Genomic DNA, 17,544 nt, shown 5'->3' with positions numbered 1-17,544 from the left:
CCCGTTATCCATTTTTAGAGAGTCATGCTTATGAATCAGAAAAACAAACTACCCACCGGGCCTCATCAGGTGGAGTTAGATAGCTGGATCGCTCTGGCACCGTTTGAGAATCTCCTGAATATGGAGATTCAGACAGCGGCCTCGGGTAAGGCGGTTCTCACGATGCCCTTTCTGCATGAGTACTCTCAAGGTGTGGGTATCATGCATGGCGGAGCGGTAACGGCCCTGGCGGATACTGCCCTTGCAATGGCGGTGAAAAGTTTGCTTCCCGAAGGCACACATTTCGGCACGACCTCGCTCGACATCAAATTACATAGAGCAGTGAGGCAGGGATGGATCACAGCACATGCTGAGATTACTGAACAGATAGAGCGTGATCTGGTCGGTATCGTTAAGGTGTTGGATGAAGAGGGAGAGGTAGTATTTTCATGCTCTGCGAATTTTAAAATTGCACGCAAGCAGAGAAACCTGCAGGCAGAGTAACTACTTCTTTATAGGTTAGCAGGGATATCGGGGCTTATCTGTGATCAGAATAAGCCCCGATCGGTTTTACAGACCCAGCTTGTCTGCGACGTAGTCGGCGTCTTTGTCGCCGCGTCCAGACAGGTTAACCAGAATGGTCTGATCTTTAGATAGCGTAGCTGCTTTACGCATCGCCCAAGCGACGGCGTGAGAGCTTTCAAGCGCCGGGATAATCCCTTCAACCTGTGACAGCGTCATAAAGGCATCGAGGCACTCCTGGTCGGAGGCGGTTTCGTATTGAACACGGCCCAGCTCTTTCAGGTAGCTGTGCTGTGGACCTACTCCAGGGTAATCGAGACCGGATGCAATAGAGTGAACAGGCATAGGCTCACCGTTCTCATCTTCCAGCACATAGCACTTCATACCGTGAATCATGCCAGGCTTACCCAGAGTTAAGGTCGCTGAATGTTGATCGGTATCCAGACCTTTACCAGCAGGCTCAACACCTACGATATTCACCTCTTCATCACCCAGGAACGCGGTAAACAGTCCCATTGCGTTTGAACCACCGCCTACGCAGGCTGTGATGTAATCAGGAAGAGAGTTGGTCTTGGTCTGAAACTGTTCTCGCGCTTCAGTACCGATAATGCTCTGGAAGTCACGGACCATTTTAGGGAATGGGTGAGGGCCTACGACAGAGCCTATTGCATAGATGTAGTTCACAGGATCCTTCAGATACTCATCGAAAGCGCTGTCGACAGCATCTTTCAGTGTGGCTGTACCTCGGGTGACCGGGACCAACGTACATCCCAGGATCTTCATCTTAGTAACGTTAGGGTGTTCTTTCTCGATATCCACCTGACCCATATGGATCTCGCAGGGGATGCCAACCAGTGCACATGCGGTTGCCAGCGCAACACCGTGTTGTCCTGCGCCTGTTTCAGCGATCACCTTGGTTTTGCCCATGTACTTAGCAAGCAGGGCTTCACCGAGGCAGTGATTAATCTTGTGTGCGCCAGTGTGGTTCAGATCTTCACGTTTCAGATAGATCTGAGCACCACCCAGTTTCTCACTCAGGCGCTTCGCATGGTAAATCGGGCTTGGACGGCCTACATAATCAGCAAAAAGAAGATCAAGTTCCTCTTGGAACTCTGGTTTTTGACGGATCTCTTCGTATGCATCGTTGATCTCGTCCATGATCACTTTTAGTTCCGGCGGGATCTCCTGACCACCAAAATCACCGAAAAAACCTTCTTTATTAGGCATCTCTGCGTATTGAAATTTACTCATTATGTATCCTGCTGAATTACTCTAAAGCCCAGGCGGGGTGAACTCCCGCTTATATTAATATGTTAACCGATTATAAGGGTTTACACTGATAATGAAACTGCATCAAAAGTAATAGGAGCGCGATTACTTTAACTAACGAGTCTAATTTGATTTTGATGGGGAAAAAAGGCGAGGGGAAGATTTTTAACTCAGATCAGGCTGCTGTAGAGAGTTAAGTCTGCAGATCACTATCACTGAGGCAGGGAGCAAACTCAAAGCCTAATTGAGTCTCCTGACGAGCGATCAAACGAAACCCTTTTGATTTGAGTTGCTTACGGATTTCTCTAACTTGCAAACGGGCATCTTGGTATGATGGTGTCACGGTTTGAGTACAGGCATTTTTACATTCGGTGCTGTTGCCCCAGCTCTGGGCTACTATCCAGTCACCCACCAGATCCTGATACATCCTGACGATGTAAAATTCCTGATGTTTTTGCCAACGTATAATCAAACTTAAAATCCGTAAATTGCCGCAGTGTAGAGAGCCAGCATAGTTCGCTGAACCGCGCATTGAGCCTGATCTGGAAAGGTTTGTAAAGCCTGGAGATTGATAAATTGCAAAACAAAAAATTGAATATTCTGGCGGATGAAAACATGCCTATGGTCACTGAGATGTTTTCATCCATTGGTAATGTTGTACGCAGGTCTGGACGAGAGATTAGTCAGCAGGATCTGGTGGATCAGGATGTGCTTCTGGTGCGCTCAATCACTCAGGTGGATGCTGCATTGTTACAGGCGACATCGGTTCAGTTTGTAGGGACGGCAACGATCGGGACGGATCATATCGATCAGGAATATTTGGCAGAGCAGAGTATCGGTTTTAGTAATGCGCCAGGTTGTAACGCGGAGGCAGTCGTAGAATATGTATTAAGCGTGATTTTTCTGCTGGCTGAGAGGTATGGATTTGATCCTAAAACGCGGAATTTTGGGATCGTTGGGGTGGGCAATGTCGGTGGAAGATTGCAAAAACGTCTTGATAAACTTGGGTATAACATCCTTCTTAATGATCCTATTCGCGCGGAGCAGGAGCCCGGTTTCGTCGATCTCGACCAACTGATTCAGGAGTGTGATGTGATCTGTCTGCACACGCCTCTGACAGGTCAGGGGCCGTATCCAACCCGGCACCTGTTCTCGGCTAAGCAGCTGAACGCGCTGAAGCCAAATTGTATTCTGTTGAATGCCGGTCGGGGACCTGTGATCGATAACCAGGCGCTGTTAAAGGTGAGTGAAAAGAGGCCTGATCTGAAGCTGGTGCTGGATGTCTGGGAGCATGAACCGTGGGTTGATCCTAAGCTGGCGGAACGATGCGACATTATCTCACCCCATATCGCTGGCTATAGCCTTGATGGCAAGATACGTGGCACCTTTATGTTGTATAAAGCGCTGTGTCAGCATCTAGGGATAGTTTGTCAGCATACCCTAAGTGATTTTTTACCCTCTGCAGATCTGTCGGAGTTAGAGCAGGGCGATCATTCTGTTTTAGAGCTGATGCAGCGGGTTTATGATCCACAACAAGATGATCTACTTCTTCGAAATACGCTGACCCTTCCGGAACCTGAGCAGAAAGCAGCGTTCGATCACCTGCGTAAGCAGTATCGTATCCGCAGAGAATTTGCTTCGTTGAACGTGTTGCAAGCCAAAGACCCGCAGCAGCTTGAGGCTATCGGTTTTCAGCTCGCAGAGCCGGGCTAAATCACTTAAGCTATAGCCCCGGTTTTTTACTCTAAGAATGATAAGAACTCTCTGAATGGCAGAAGCGCTCGAACAACTCAAATCACTTCGTACCCTGGCGGAACTGAATCCGAAAATCGGAGAAAAGGTTCAGATTGAAACACGGGTGCCCCGCGGCCGCTACTCCGTGCAGCTTTTAGGATACCGTGAAAATAGTAGCATGATGGTGTCTGCTCCAAAAAAAGTGGGTGCCGTTAACGAGGGGGCCCGGGTGACGGTCAGATTGATGAGCGGAAATTATATCTGCGCCTTCAGTGCCCGAGTGCTCAAAATACAGAGTTCACCGTTTCCCTATTGGCATCTGGAATACCCCTCTGATACGGAGGTCAGACGTATTCGGAGCCACACGCGAGTACCTGTGAATCTGCTGGTTTCAGTTGATGAGTTTGAAGCGGATAGCGGTTTGAGACTGGATTGGCCTGTTAATGCCTATTGCTCTGATATCAGTCTCAATGGTGCCTGTGTAGAAGCCCCGGTTGTTCTGGGAAAAAAGAACGATAAGCTGTTTTTAACCACGCGTTTCAAAGTAGCGGGAGTCGATCAGGTTGTCTTGACGCCTGCTATTATTCGCAGTGTACAGTCTAGCGATGGCGGCATCACTAAAGTGGTGAGCCACGGTGTTGAGTTTCTTGAGATGGATGATGAGACCCATCTGATATTGGCTGGTTTTGTGTATCAGCAGTTTTTAGTTGAAACCGGTAATTTGGAGATTCTTGGTGTTTAAGCTTGGTCTGATTATTAACCCTTTAGCGGGTGTTGGTGGCAGTGTGGCTCTAAAGGGTAGCGATGGTGAAGACACAGCTAGGGAGGCACTTCAACGAGGCGCTGAACCCAAAGCGGGGATCCGGACCCAGCAAGCGCTACAAGTTATTCAGGGACTCGATATTCAACTGGTGACCTATCCTGCCGAGATGGGAGAAGATGTAGCACGGGCCGCTGGATTTTCACCCGTGGTGATCGGCAGTATTCAATCTGGGCAAACCACAGCGGAGGATACCCTGCAGGCAGCAAGGGATCTGGTAGCAGAGAATGTAGATATTATTCTGTTTGCCGGCGGTGATGGTACGGCACGAAATATTTGTGATGCTATCTCTGAAGAGGTGCCAGTCTTGGGAGTACCTGCTGGAGTAAAGATCCATTCCGGTGTTTACGCGGTGACCCCAAAAGCGGCAGGTGAGATCATTGCAATGCTGGTGAAAGGCGAATTGGTCACCTTAGGAGATCAGGAGGTTCGCGATATTGATGAAGATGCTTTCCGTGAGGGGAAAGTTCGTGCGAAATATTATGGCGAACTTCTGGTACCACAGGAACATCGCTATCTTCAGCACGTAAAAAATGGTGCCAAAGAGTCCGAAGAGTTGGTGTTGGATGATATTGCTGCAGATATTATCGAACGGATGGAAACTGACCAATATTACATCATGGGCTCCGGCTCAACCGTTGCTGCGGTGATGGAGCAGATGGGCTTAGAGAACACCCTGCTGGGAGTTGACCTGGTGAAGGATGGAGAGTTAGTTGCGTCTGATTGTACTGCGGAACAGCTGCTTCAGCTCACAGAGGGTGAGGCGTGTCAGTTGGTGATCACACTGATCGGTGGTCAGGGGCATATCATCGGTCGCGGTAATCAGCAGCTTTCCCCAGCGCTTTTAAAACGGTTGGGTAAGCAGAATATCAATGTGATTGCGACGAAGACAAAACTTCAGGCTCTGGATGGTCGCCCGTTGATTGTTGATAGTGGCGATCCGGAAGTGAACAAGCTTCTTTCAGGCGTCATCCCCGTGATTACCGGATATCATGATTCGGTACTTTATCGCGTGGCGGATTACTAGTTCATCCCCTATGCTGAACTAAAGCAGTGCTGTAAAGGACGTTGCTGTGTTCAGACACCTATTGAATTTCTCTCTCTGGTTGCTCGCCCCCTGCTGGATGCGCAACCGGACGCCTGATGAAACCCATTTTTATCGCCGTTTATTTACCGCGAAGCATCGCGCCAAGCGCAGTAAAGCCAAACTTCTATGGATCTCTGTACTGACGGTTATGCTCTTTTTCCCCTATCCACCGGTAGTCTTTACTCTCTTCTTATTCACCACTTTTCTGACCTTTAGTTTGATGGATGAGTCTAATTGAAATAGTTCTGTCATACAGTCTGAGTAGAGTACTCATCTGTTTTTAGATATAAGCAGATGAGGCTTCCCCCATGAAAAAATTGATCGCAGGTGCCGTTGTTGCGGGCGCAATGTTCGCGCTGACTGGTTGTCAGTCAAATCAAACTAAAATTGAAGAGACTAAGCAGGCCGCGACTGCGGAACTGAATAATGAGGATCTTTATGAAGTGATGCATGAGGGGCGTTACTATGTGTTTGATGACTTTTCGACTTACCAATCTTTCCTTGAAGTGGGTGAAACCTCATACCGCAAAGTGTATATCGGCGGCGGGCCTCACAGCGAAACACTTGTGTTTGGTCTGATGGGTAAAGATAAGAAGAAAACATCCGGTATCGCGGCTATTGATATGTATAACGGTAAGCTGGAAGCAGCAGAGTCATTCTATGGAGAGATGCGAGGTGAAGATGGCCGCCTTTACGTATTCAGCACACTGGAAGATATGGAAGATATCCGTGTGGTAGGGGAAGCGCCTTACCGCTTTACGCAGATTGCAGCAGGCCCGCAGGGTCAGACAGTTGTGTTCGTGCTGAATAAGAGCAACAAGAAACAGCAGCCTGATGCTCTGATTGCTAAGTTCAAGCAGATGAACAATATGCACTAGGAACTATGATTGAAAAAGCCCGCTTATATGCGGGCTTTTTGGTTGATGTGGGTAAGTACTATTCTGGGGTCGCATAGGTTGCTGCGATTCTTCCCGCTTCATCATAGATCCCCGTCAGCAGGCTGATTAATCGGGCTGATTCAGCCATCTTTTCGTCAACTTTATCAATACTGGATGTCTGAGTTGTCAGGAGTGCTTCCCTGAGTTCGGCATAACGGTCGATCTTTTCTCGCCCCAGAGATGTCATCGCATAGTTGTGAATTTTACTGCTCGATTCCTTATCTTTTTCGATCAGGTCCAGACTTGTTAGTTTACGCAAGCTGTATTGAATATTGGGGATATCATCCCGGTTGAGAAGGCGGGCGATAATCGTCACCGGTTTAGGCCGATCCTGCATACGGATTACGTTGAGAATAATCAGCTCCTGGTAAGTTAAATTACCTAAGCCAGCGGTACTACCGATCTGTAAGCAATATCGTTGAAAGGCTTCATGAAATCGGAGCAGAGTCCATTCAAATTCGGTAGTGATATTATTGTGATCATTACCGCCAAGATGCCAGCTACGATACAAGCTATTGTCATTCATCAGGGTTCTCTTTGTCATTATTAATACCCGAGGACGTTCATGGTTTCTGTCGAAAAATGCCGGTGACTAGAGTAGAACGGATCGAAGAGTTTGACAAACGGTCGTTCAAAATGTCTGTAGTTTTCTATAGGGCGGGGTGAGCCAGAGGGAATTGTATTTTTTTCTTCGTAAGAGGGAACTAACCGGTTAAGTCAGGGTCAATCTATTATCCTGTAAGATGGACAGGTCTTTCGGCAAGCATCTGGGGATTTTGGGTTCTGTAACACAACTGCTGATGGATCTTTTTGGGCGCTACTTTTTAGTAGCGCCTTTTTTATTCCTATTCGAGTATAAAAAAGCCCGCATGTAAGCGGGCTTTTGAGTCAGATAAATATTACAGTTCAGCGTTATGGTAGACGTTCTGAACATCATCAAGATCATCTAGCATATTGATGAACTTCTCGAACATCGGCAGATCATCTTCAGAAACAGGGGACATGTTATGTGGAACGAACTGGATCTCATCAACGTCCAGATCCAATCCCTCAATATTATCCTGCAGCGCTTTCTTCGCTTTGAAGTATTCGGTATGGGGTGCAAAAACGGTGATTTTACCCTCTTCGCACTCGATGTCGGTAACATCTACATCTTCCATCATCAGCGCTTCGAGCACGGCATCTTCATCATCACCGTTAAACACAAAAATAGCGCTGTGGTCGAACATATGACTCACACTGCCTTGTGAACCGATCTTGCACTTAGTTTTGTTAAAGCAGTTACGAACATCACCAAATGTACGGTTTGGATTGTCAGTTAGACACTCAACAATAACCATGCAACCGCCCGGACCAAAGCCTTCGTACCGCGCCTCAGAGAAATCCTCACCGCCGCCACCTTTGGCTTTATCCAGGGCTTTATCAATGACATGTGCAGGTACCTGCGCTTTTTTGGCTCGCTCAATTAAGTTAGCCAGTGCAAGGTTCCCTTCAACTTCGATGCCACCGGATTTAGCTGTTACATAGATTTCACGGCTGAATTTGCTGTAAACCTTAGCCTTGGCATCTGATGTTTTTGCCATCGACTCTTTACGGTTTTGATAGGCTCGACCCATTACGATATTCCATACACTTTGAAAAGAGGAAAATTCTACCGTGTCATGCGGCGAGTTAAAACCTTATCGGCCCAATTACATCATAATCAATATGACCGTAGTGGGCTTTGTATCAGCGTAAATTGATTCGGTTCCGGTTGATTGCTGTATGATTCTTAGGATACCTATCTATTCACCGTTAAATGGATTTAACGCCAAGGAAAAGACCATGGATCTGCAAAACTCACTGCAACAACATTTTGGATTTACCCATTTTCGTGAAGGGCAGGAACAGACGATCAAACAGCTGTTGTCTGATTGTTCGACGCTGTCGATCTTCCCTACTGGTGCCGGGAAATCACTCTGCTATCAGATGGGGGCGCTGCATCTCCCACATCTGACGCTGGTCGTTTCACCGCTATTGGCGCTGATGAAGGATCAGTTACGGTTTTTACGAGAGAAGGGCATCCCCGCGGCGAGTATCGATTCGACCTTGAGCGCGGAGGAAAACCGGGAGGTTATGAATGCCGCTCGAGCAGGGCAACTGAAAATATTGATGGTCTCGGTTGAGCGATTTAAAAATGAACGCTTTCGTGCATTCATAAGCTCTGTGCCACTCTCTATGCTCGTTGTCGATGAGGCACACTGTATCTCTGAGTGGGGGCATAATTTTCGTCCAGATTACCTCAAGTTACCTCTCTATCGAGAGGAGTTAAAAATCCCTCTGGTTCTACTGCTGACGGCCACAGCTACTCGTCAGGTAAAGCGGGATATGGCTAACCGTTTCGGTATACAGGAGGCGCATATCATACAAACCGGTTTCTATCGCAGGAATCTGGATTTGAGTGTTATCCCCGTTGGCGCTGATGAGAAGCAGATAAGCCTGTTACAGCAGATCAGGGCGCAGGGAGCCGTAGCGGGAATTGTCTATGTCACCCAGCAGCAAACCGCTGAACAGGTTGCTGAATATCTGCAGAGAGAAGGTGTCGATGCGGTGGCCTATCATGCCGGTCTAGAGAATGAACGCCGTCACCAGATCCAAAATCAGTATATGGTGGGAGAGGTCAAGGTCGTAGTGGCCACGATCGCCTTTGGTATGGGGATCGATAAAGCCGATGTGCGTTTTGTGATTCATTACGATCTGCCTAAGTCGATTGAAAACTATAGTCAGGAGATCGGCCGGGCAGGTCGTGACGGCGGTGAATCTCACTGCATCACGCTGGCAAACCTGGATGGAATCCATACGGTTGAGAACTTTGTCTATGGGGATACCCCTGAACGGGGCAGCATTGAAAGGCTGATCACAACACTCAGAGAGGAGGTGTCAGAGGGGCAGTGGGAGATGCAGATAAATCCGCTATCGCGGGTTTGCAACATTCGTCAGCTTCCGCTTAAGACGCTTTTGGTTCAGTTAGAGTTACAGGGGGTCATTCAGCCGCAGTACGCCTATTTTGCAGAATTTAGATATAAGTTTGTCGTGGATCAGGGCGTTATTATTTCCCGATTTGAAGGGGAGAGGCGCAGTTTTATTGAGGCTATTTTCAATCACACACAGTTTAAGCGAGTTTGGGGGGCGTTAGATTTTGAGGCGCTGGCTCAGCACTATGGTTGTGAGAGGCAAAGGGTTGTTGCGGCTCTTGAGTATCTTCAGGATAACCATCTGATCGTGATGGAGAGTAAGAAAATCACCGAAGTATTTGCGGTGAATCCTCAGGCACTGCGTAAACCTGAATTAGTGGAAACGCTGGCAGAATATTTTGCGGATAAGGAGCAGAAAGAGATTCGCAGAATCGCTGCATTGGTTCGCTTTTTTGAGTTAGACCGCTGTTTGAGTGCCAATCTGGCACGCTATTTCGATGATCAGGAGGTGCCTGAAACCTGCGGCCACTGTTCTGTCTGCCGGGGTAAGGCTGCTGTGCTCAACTATTCCTCTGAGCCGTCTCTGCCGGAAGATCATAAATTGATCGAACTATTAAAATCGCTCAAACTACACTGTCCTGATGAAGCAATAGGTCTGTTGACAGCTGGGCTTTGCAGTCGTTTTCTGGCAGGTATAAATCTTCCCCTGTTCAGTCGTAACAAAATAAAGCAGCTGGAAGGGTTTGGTTATTGTGAAAAAGTTCGCTTTAAGCAGATCCTGAAAAAGGTAGAGATTCTGATGGATGCTATATGAGAATTAAATCAGATGACTCACTCTGGGATCGATGTTGATTTCTTAGCTCCAACCGCAGGTTTTAAGCAAGCGCAGGTATACACCCCTTAACTTTGTAGGAAAACTTGTGGTTTAAAGGTGAAATTTTGCCCGTTTTGTATAAAACTTAATCATAATGGTTAGCGGTTAAGTCGTTTTAGCGGATCGGGGCGTGGGTAGTTTGCGCCTGTCAGTTGTAATCAGTAGCGACCAACAGGGATGTAAGATGTTATCAATTAGGAAGGCCTGTAGTGTTCAGGCAAAAAAGGATTTTATTCGCACCGTTCTGGTGACCTCTGTTCTTGGCATTCTGGCCATCTATTTTGACCTGTTCGACAGTTTATTCCGCTCTACTCGTTCAATGGGACAGTGGCAGTTGGATGAAATCCTTATCGTTCTTTTCATCTTGCCAGTTCCTCTGGCGTGGTTTACCTATCGTCGTTTACAAGAGCTTCGGGCGAATGTTGTGCGTCTTCGAAAGCGGGAAAAAGAACTACTGGAAACAAAAGACCGATTATCCTTTATCGCCAGCCATGATGTTTTAACAGGGCTTCCAAACAGGGCTCTGTTAACCGATCGCCTGGTTCAGAGCATGGCCAGATCGGTACGAGCCAATGAGAAAACCGCGGTCTTGTACGTGGATGTGGATGGATTCAAGGCGATTAATGATACCTATGGGCATCTGATGGGGGATCGCATATTGATCTCTCTGGCAAAAAGAATGCGTGGGGCCTTACGTAACACGGACACTCTAAGCCGTTTTGGGGGAGATGAATTTGTAGTAGTGCTCTCAGACCTCACTGAAGAGTCCGAGGCTGAACCGATTATAGAGAGGCTCCTCGAAGCATGCCACCTTCCCCTATTTGTCGATGGGCTAAATCTGAGGTTGTCTGCCAGTATTGGGATCACCTTCTACTCAGGGGATAACACCAACAGTGATACAGAAAGTGCAGATCAACTGGTGCGACAGGCCGATCTGGCAATGTATCAGGCTAAGCTCAATGGTAGGAATCAGGCTTATCATTTCGATACTGAACAGGAGATAGAAGCGATACAAAGTGCATCCCAACTCAATGAGGTGGGACGGGCGTTGGATAATAATGAGTTTATTCTTTTTTACCAGCCGAAGGTAAATATGAATACTGGGGAGCTGGTGGGTGCCGAAGCGTTGGTACGTTGGAATCATCCTGAAAAAGGAGTGTTACCTCCTGCCGATTTTTTGCCGATTATCGAAAGCCATCCACTTGAATCGGCTTTAGGTGAATGGGTTATTCAGGAAGCTTTGCGGCAGATGGCAGAGTGGATAAATGAGGGAGTGTTGATAAAGGTCAGTGTTAACATCAGCCCTCAACAGCTTTCGCAATATGACTTTACAGATAAACTCGCACTCTTTTTAAGAGAGCAGCCGGAAGTGGATCCTGAGAACCTCTTCCTTGAGATTCTGGAAACTTGTGCACTGGAGGATGTTGATAAGGTTGCTTCAGTCATGCACCGTTGTCAGGAGCTCGGTGTTAAATTTTCACTGGATGATTTTGGTACAGGCTATTCATCACTGACTAATATGAAAGCGTTGCCGATTGATGAGCTGAAAATAGACCGGAGTTTTGTGAACGATATTTTGACCGTACGAGAGAATCAGCTGATTTTGGGTAATGTCATCGGTCTGTCAAATGCCCTCAATATAAAAACGGTGGCAGAGGGTGTTGAATCTCAACAGCATTGTGATGCGTTACTGGCTTTAGGGTGTACTGTGGGTCAGGGATATTTTTACGCAAAACCGATGCCTGATTGTGAATTCATTCAGTGGATCGATCTTCGTGATAATCAGGCGCTTGCTACCTCAACGAGACAGACGTCTGAACAAGAGGCCCCTTTGCAGTTGGGATCGGTAATATTTAACCCTGAGGCAAAAAAAAGCCCTCTGTGACGAGGGCAAAGGCATCGAGCCTTAATGGAGTCGTCCAGGACTCCGGAGTGGTCATTACCACCATCGTGAATAGGGCTCGTTAGTTGCCGCCGTGAAACGACAATCGCCTACCTGCGCCAGAGGTATTAACAGGCAGGCGGTAAGAGATCACAACAGATCAATATCGAGTGCAAAGGTATGGCGCAGGCCTGTCAGAATAGTTTCTGAGTGCTGGCCTACCCGTGGCAGGTAGTGATCGGCAAAGAACTGTGCCGTTGATATTTTTGCGTTAAGGAAAGGGGCTCCATAGGCATTATCAGTCTGTTTGAGCTGTTCCGCCTGAATCGCACTTTTTGCCAATAGCCAGCCTCCAGTTAAGTAACCCATCATCATCAGGTTATCAAAGCTGACATTACCCATAAGCTCTTTGTCTTGAGCTGCGTTATCCAGGATCCAGTCACCGGCATTGCAAGCCTGTTTAAGTGCTGTCTCCAGTTTACGACCGAGCTGTTGCAGGCTTTCACTCTCACTGTTGCGAAGAGTATCAACGGAGGCCTGAATCTCCTGCTGAAGATGTTTCAATGCAGTGCCATTATCAAACAGAGTCTTACGGCCGATCAGATCCAGCGCCTGGATGCCTGTGGTTCCTTCATAGATCGGCAGGATACGTGCATCACGATAATGTTGTGCCGCGCCAGTTTCTTCAATAAAGCCCATACCCCCATGAACCTGAACGTTCAGCGAGGTGAGTTCCTGTGCGAGCTCAGTCATCCAGCCTTTAACAATAGGCGTGTAAAGCTCTACACGGGATCTGCTGGCAGCATCACCGTGATGTGCACGATCGATATCAGCTGCAGCTGAGTAAGCGAGCGCACGCATCGCTTCGTTACCCGCCTTCATTGCCATGAGCATACGGCGCACATCGGGATGATTGATGATCGCGATTTTACTGCCGTCTCGGTTGCTTCCCTGAAAACGTTCCTGACTGTATTGAACCGCTTGTTGATATGCGCGTTCGGAGATAGACAAACCCTGTAAACCGACAGATTGACGAGCATGGTTCATCATTGTGAACATGTAGCTCAGGCCCTTGTTCGCTTCGCCAACCAGGTAACCAATTGCACCTTCATTATCGCCAAAGCTCATCACACAGGTCGGACTACCATGTATCCCCATCTTGTGCTCAAGGGAGACGCAACTGACATCGTTCTGTGCTGCTGGCTGGCCCTGTTCATCCAGTAGATATTTGGGGACGATAAACAGAGAGATCCCTTTGACCCCTGCAGGCGCATCCGGGAGGCGCGCCAGTACCAGGTGAACGATATTTGAGGTCATCTGGTGATCACCCCAAGTGATAAAAATCTTTTGACCGCTGATCCGGAACTGCTCACCATCCGGTACAGCTTTCGCTGAGACTGCTGCAAGATCAGAGCCCGCATTCGGTTCGGTCAGGTTCATGGTACCCGTCCATTCGCCACTGATTAACTGTGGCAGGTACTGCGCTTTGAGTTCATCGCTACCGTGAGCGATCAATGCTTCAACAGCACCCTGACTCAGCATAGGGCAGAGCGCAAAGGCCATGTTGGATGAGTGCCAGAGTTCATTAACAGCGGTACCCAGAACGTTCGGTAGTGCCTGGCCACCAAACTCCTCCGGACCGGTCAGAGTCGCCCAGCCATTCTCCACAAATTGCTGGTATGCATCTGAAAACCCTTGCGTTTCAGTTACGGCGCCTTCGCTGACGGTAGCGCCGTTCTGGTCTCCCACTGAATTCAGGGGGGCGAGCACTTCAGAGGCCAGTTTACCGGCTTCCTCAACAATAACGCTGGCCAGTTCGCTGTTCACCTCATCGAGCTTGAGGTCGTTACACATCTGGTCCAGACCGATCAACTGGTCTAATACAAAACTGGCATCCTGAAGAGGGGGGTTATAGGTGCTCATCTTAGTCTCTCTTTAACTTCTTAGAACTGGGCGGTAACAGTTTGTTGCGATCCCAATTCCGTACGATTGAAATAAAAAAATGCGGGCAGGGCGGCAGAGTGACGCCCTGACCCGCGAGGGAGCTACAGTTTCTCTTGCAGCTCTGGCATCACGTCAAACAGATCAGCGACAAGGCCGTAGTCTGCGACGGTAAAGATCGGTGCTTCTTCATCTTTATTGATAGCAACAATAACTTTTGAATCTTTCATGCCTGCCAGATGCTGAATGGCACCTGATATTCCCACGGCAATATAGAGTTCTGGTGCGACAATTTTTCCGGTTTGACCCACCTGCATATCGTTAGGTACGAAACCAGCATCGACAGCCGCGCGGGATGCTCCAACCGCAGCACCCAGTTTATCCGCGACCGTTTCCAGTAGAGCGAAGTTCTCTCCGTTCCCCATTCCACGACCGCCAGAGATAATCACTTCTGCTGCAGTCAATTCAGGACGGTCAGACTCAGCCATGACCTCGCCGATAAAGCTGGATAGTTTGGCGTCATGTGAGATTGAGATCTCAGAGATCTCCGCAGAGCCCTTGGTTTCGACCGGATCAAAAGCAGTTCCACGGACGGTAATAACTTTAATGGGATCCAGTGATTCCACTGTCGCAATCGCATTGCCCGCATAGATTGGGCGTTGGAACCGGTTTTCAGCTTCAACAGCGGTGATGTCTGAGATCTGAGCAACATCTAACAGCGCGGCTACCCGCGGCAGGAAGTTTTTACCTGAAGTTGTCGCAGGGGCAACGATATGGCTGTAATCTTTACCCAGCTCTGTAACCAGCTTGCTGATGTTTTCAGCCAGTTGATGCTCATATGCGAGGTCATCTGCCAGTAGAACTTTGCTAACACCATCAAGTGATGCCGCTGTGACTGCGACCGCTTTGCAGTTGCTACCGGCGACAAGAAGATGGATCTCTCCCCCCATCTGAGTTGCCGCTGCAACGGTGTTAAAAGTGGCACCTTTAAGGGTGCGGTTGTCATGTTCTGCAATTACCAGAATAGCCATCAGATCACCCCCTTAAATTACTTTGGCTTCGTTTTTAAGTTTCTCTACCAGCTCATCAACGCTGGCTACTTTGATACCTGCCTGACGCTCTGCAGGTGGCGTCACCTGTATCAGCTTGCTATGTTCTTTCAGTTCAACGCCGAGATCCGCAGGTGTTTTGACTGCCAGCGGTTTGCGCTTGGCTTTCATGATGTTGGGTAAAGAGGCATAACGGGGTTCATTCAGGCGCAGGTCAGTCGTAACGATCGCTGGAAGATTGAGTTCAACGGTCTGCAGACCACCGTCCACTTCACGGGTTACCTGTGCTTTACCTGATTCTAGTTTCAGTTCAGATGCGAATGTGCCCTGTGGCATATCAAGCAGGGCGGCCAGCATCTGACCGGTCTGGTTGTTATCGCTGTCGATCGCCTGTTTACCCATAACGATCAATTCTGGCTGTTCCTCTGCAATCACTTTTGCTAACAGCTTGGCTGCATTGAGTGATTCTGGCATCGAATCTGTTTCAATCTGGATACCGCGGTCTGCACCCAGAGCCAACGCTGTCCGGATCTGTTCCTGACACGCTTTAGGCCCTATGGAAACCACAACGACCTCTGTTGCAACGCCGGCTTCTTTGAGTCTGACCGCTTCTTCAACCGCGATCTCACAGAACGGGTTGAGCGCCATCTTTACGTTAGCCAGGTCAACATCGGTATTGTCGGATTTAACACGTACCTTAACGTTGTAGTCGATCACGCGTTTTACGGTGACAAGTATCTTCATGTCGGTACCTCATACTCCCTGAACCAGAAGCTCAGGGAGTTTTCACTCTGTTTATAATTAGTTGTATCTATTGTTATTGGTCTTGCTCTTCAACGCCGTTAGCGCGGTCACGCAGCAGGAACTTCTGAATCTTGCCGGTGGAGGTTTTAGGTAGTTCACCAAAAACGATATCTTTAGGTGCCTTGAAGTGAGCCATATGTTCACGACAGAAATCGATGATCTCTTTCTCTGTGATATCGCGATCCTGCCCCTCTTTTAATGCGACAAAAGCGCAAGGGGTCTCACCCCATTTTTCGTTGGACTTCGCTACAACGGCAGCTTCCTGAACCAGTGGGTGACGGTACAAAACGTCTTCGACTTCGATTGAGGAGATATTTTCACCACCTGAGATGATGATATCTTTGGAACGGTCTTTAATTTCGATGTAACCATCTTCATGCCAAACCGCTAGGTCACCTGAGTGGAACCAGCCACCCTCAAACGCTTTCTCAGTAGTGGATGGGTTTTTCAGATAGCCCTTCATAACCAGGTTGCCCTGCATGAAGATCTCACCCATTGTCTCGCCATCTTTAGGGACCGGTTTCATCGTCACAGGATCCGCAACCATCAAACCATCCAGCATCGGTGCACGAACACCCTGACGTGATTTCAGACGCGCTTTATCTTCCAGAGATTTCTCATCCCACTCGTCATGCCATGCACAGACGACGGATGGGCCGTATGTTTCAGTCAGTCCATATACATGAGTCACGCTGAAACCCAGTGATTCCATACCCGCAATAACAGCAGCAGGGGGCGCAGCACCGGCAGTCATCACTTTAACGTTATGTTCGATACCCGCTTTCAATTCATCATCAGCTGAGTTGAGCATGTTCAGAACAATCGGTGCACCACAGAAGTAGCCGACTTTCTCTTTCTTAATCGAGTTAAAGATGTCATCAGCGCGAACATGACGAAGGCTGACACTGACACCAGCCATCGCAGCAATGGTCCAGGGGAAGCACCAGCCATTACAATGGAACATGGGCAGAGTCCAGAGATAGACCGGGTGCTGCTCCATCCCCCAGGAGATCGAATTACTGATGGCATTCAGGTAAGCACCACGGTGGTGGTAGACAACCCCTTTAGGGTCCCCGGTAGTTCCAGAGGTGTAGTTCAGTGTAATTGCGTTCCACTCATCCTTAACCTGGTAGGGTTCGTAGTCTTCGTCACCGGTTTCCAGGAAGGCATCAAAGGTGGTATCACCGATCAACTCACCTTCGGTCCAGTATGGATCGTCGATATCGATGACGTAGGGTTTTTCATCTACCAGTTCCAGAGCCGCTTTAACAATGTGGTTAAATTCACGGTCTGTAATCAGAACTTTAGTACCAGCATGCTTGAGGATGAACGCGACCGCTTCAGCATCCAGACGGATATTAATTGAGTTAAGTACGGCCCCACACATCGGTACAGCGAAGTGGGCTTCAAAATGTTCCGGCAGGTTTGGGGCCAGAATAGAGACTGCATCGCCGGGATTAACCCCCTTTGCTTGCAATGCACTCGCCAGTTGTTTGCAGCGTGTATATGTTTCGGACCATGTACGACGGATCTCTCCATGTACTGTCGCTGTCCGGTTTGGATAGACCGTAGCGGCACGTTGCAAGAAGGTCATGGGTGTCAGGGCGGAATAGTTCGCCTGATTCTTATCCAGATCTGTTTCAAAAGCAGAAATTGGGTTAATCACCTGGTTGTTCACGTTGTTTCCCTCG

16 protein-coding genes are annotated in these 17,544 nt (G+C 48.4%); 8 read left to right on the top strand and 8 right to left on the bottom strand.

Annotated elements, in window-relative coordinates:
• Positions 1 to 30 precede the first annotated feature (30 nt).
• On the top strand, positions 31 to 483 hold the full coding sequence (locus tag Q0882_RS13990) for a PaaI family thioesterase (protein ID WP_299182922.1): 453 nt from the start codon (positions 31 to 33) through the stop codon (positions 481 to 483).
• A 66-nt stretch (positions 484 to 549) separates the two neighbouring features.
• Here the strand turns inward: Q0882_RS13990 and trpB are convergent, their stop codons facing one another.
• Complete coding sequence (gene trpB, locus Q0882_RS13985) at positions 550 to 1,752, bottom strand: tryptophan synthase subunit beta (protein ID WP_299182921.1); 1,203 nt, start codon at positions 1,750 to 1,752, stop codon at positions 550 to 552.
• 211 nt (positions 1,753 to 1,963) lie between these two features.
• Positions 1,964 to 2,242, bottom strand: coding sequence for a hypothetical protein (locus Q0882_RS13980; protein ID WP_299182920.1), 279 nt, complete (start codon positions 2,240 to 2,242; stop codon positions 1,964 to 1,966).
• 104 nt (positions 2,243 to 2,346) lie between these two features.
• Here Q0882_RS13980 and pdxB point away from each other — a divergent pair, with 104 nt between their 5' ends.
• From pdxB to Q0882_RS13955, 5 genes are all read left to right on the top strand, one after another.
• Positions 2,347 to 3,483, top strand: coding sequence for a 4-phosphoerythronate dehydrogenase PdxB (gene pdxB, locus Q0882_RS13975; RefSeq protein WP_299182919.1), 1,137 nt, complete (start codon positions 2,347 to 2,349; stop codon positions 3,481 to 3,483).
• A 55-nt stretch (positions 3,484 to 3,538) separates the two neighbouring features.
• Positions 3,539 to 4,246 carry a flagellar brake protein gene (locus tag Q0882_RS13970; RefSeq protein WP_299182918.1) on the top strand — a complete coding sequence of 236 codons (708 nt, stop codon included), beginning with the start codon at positions 3,539 to 3,541 and terminating at the stop codon, positions 4,244 to 4,246.
• Positions 4,239 to 5,351: an ATP-NAD kinase family protein gene (locus Q0882_RS13965; protein WP_299182917.1), complete on the top strand. Its 1,113-nt coding sequence runs from the start codon at positions 4,239 to 4,241 to the stop codon at positions 5,349 to 5,351. Before Q0882_RS13970 ends, Q0882_RS13965 begins: the two co-directional genes overlap by 8 nt.
• A 46-nt stretch (positions 5,352 to 5,397) precedes the next feature.
• Positions 5,398 to 5,649: a hypothetical protein gene (locus Q0882_RS13960; RefSeq protein ID WP_299182916.1), complete on the top strand. Its 252-nt coding sequence runs from the start codon at positions 5,398 to 5,400 to the stop codon at positions 5,647 to 5,649.
• Between the two features lie 70 nt (positions 5,650 to 5,719).
• Complete coding sequence (locus Q0882_RS13955) at positions 5,720 to 6,289, top strand: hypothetical protein (protein WP_299182915.1); 570 nt, start codon at positions 5,720 to 5,722, stop codon at positions 6,287 to 6,289.
• A gap of 58 nt (positions 6,290 to 6,347) precedes the next feature.
• Here the strand turns inward: Q0882_RS13955 and Q0882_RS13950 are convergent, their stop codons facing one another.
• A complete protein-coding gene (locus Q0882_RS13950) occupies positions 6,348 to 6,893 on the bottom strand; it encodes a winged helix DNA-binding protein (protein ID WP_299182913.1) in 546 nt (181 codons plus the stop codon).
• A 355-nt stretch (positions 6,894 to 7,248) separates the two neighbouring features.
• Positions 7,249 to 7,965, bottom strand: a complete 717-nt coding sequence (locus Q0882_RS13945) for a YebC/PmpR family DNA-binding transcriptional regulator (RefSeq protein ID WP_299182912.1) — start codon at positions 7,963 to 7,965, stop codon at positions 7,249 to 7,251.
• 208 nt (positions 7,966 to 8,173) lie between these two features.
• On the opposite strand from Q0882_RS13945, the gene Q0882_RS13940 reads away from it, so the two are divergent.
• Both Q0882_RS13940 and Q0882_RS13935 read left to right on the top strand, forming a co-directional pair.
• Positions 8,174 to 10,117, top strand: a complete 1,944-nt coding sequence (locus Q0882_RS13940) for an ATP-dependent DNA helicase RecQ (protein WP_299182910.1) — start codon at positions 8,174 to 8,176, stop codon at positions 10,115 to 10,117.
• A gap of 244 nt (positions 10,118 to 10,361) precedes the next feature.
• Positions 10,362 to 12,062 (top strand): EAL domain-containing protein, encoded by a 1,701-nt coding sequence (locus tag Q0882_RS13935; protein ID WP_299182908.1) that lies wholly within the window; start codon positions 10,362 to 10,364, stop codon positions 12,060 to 12,062.
• A 147-nt stretch (positions 12,063 to 12,209) separates the two neighbouring features.
• On the opposite strand, the gene Q0882_RS13930 is transcribed toward Q0882_RS13935, so the two are convergent.
• The 4 genes from Q0882_RS13930 to Q0882_RS13915 all read right to left on the bottom strand — a co-directional run bounded on the left by Q0882_RS13930 (position 12,210) and on the right by Q0882_RS13915 (position 17,531).
• The gene (locus Q0882_RS13930) at positions 12,210 to 13,982 is read right to left on the bottom strand and encodes an acyl-CoA dehydrogenase (RefSeq protein ID WP_299182906.1); all 1,773 of its coding nucleotides are present in this window, start codon (positions 13,980 to 13,982) and stop codon (positions 12,210 to 12,212) included.
• 122 nt (positions 13,983 to 14,104) lie between these two features.
• Positions 14,105 to 15,031, bottom strand: coding sequence for an FAD-binding protein (locus Q0882_RS13925; RefSeq protein WP_299182904.1), 927 nt, complete (start codon positions 15,029 to 15,031; stop codon positions 14,105 to 14,107).
• Between the two features lie 12 nt (positions 15,032 to 15,043).
• Positions 15,044 to 15,793: an electron transfer flavoprotein subunit beta/FixA family protein gene (locus tag Q0882_RS13920; protein WP_299182903.1), complete on the bottom strand. Its 750-nt coding sequence runs from the start codon at positions 15,791 to 15,793 to the stop codon at positions 15,044 to 15,046.
• Positions 15,794 to 15,866: 73 nt separating this feature from the next.
• A complete protein-coding gene (locus Q0882_RS13915) occupies positions 15,867 to 17,531 on the bottom strand; it encodes an acyl-CoA synthetase (protein WP_299182901.1) in 1,665 nt (554 codons plus the stop codon).
• Positions 17,532 to 17,544 lie beyond the last annotated feature (13 nt).

It is taken from the genome of uncultured Neptuniibacter sp. (assembly GCF_947498015.1).
Taxonomy (GTDB): Bacteria; Pseudomonadota; Gammaproteobacteria; order Pseudomonadales; family Balneatricaceae; genus Neptuniibacter.
Note: the sequence above shows the minus strand (reverse complement) of the source record. Positions and strands in the feature narration are given on the sequence as shown.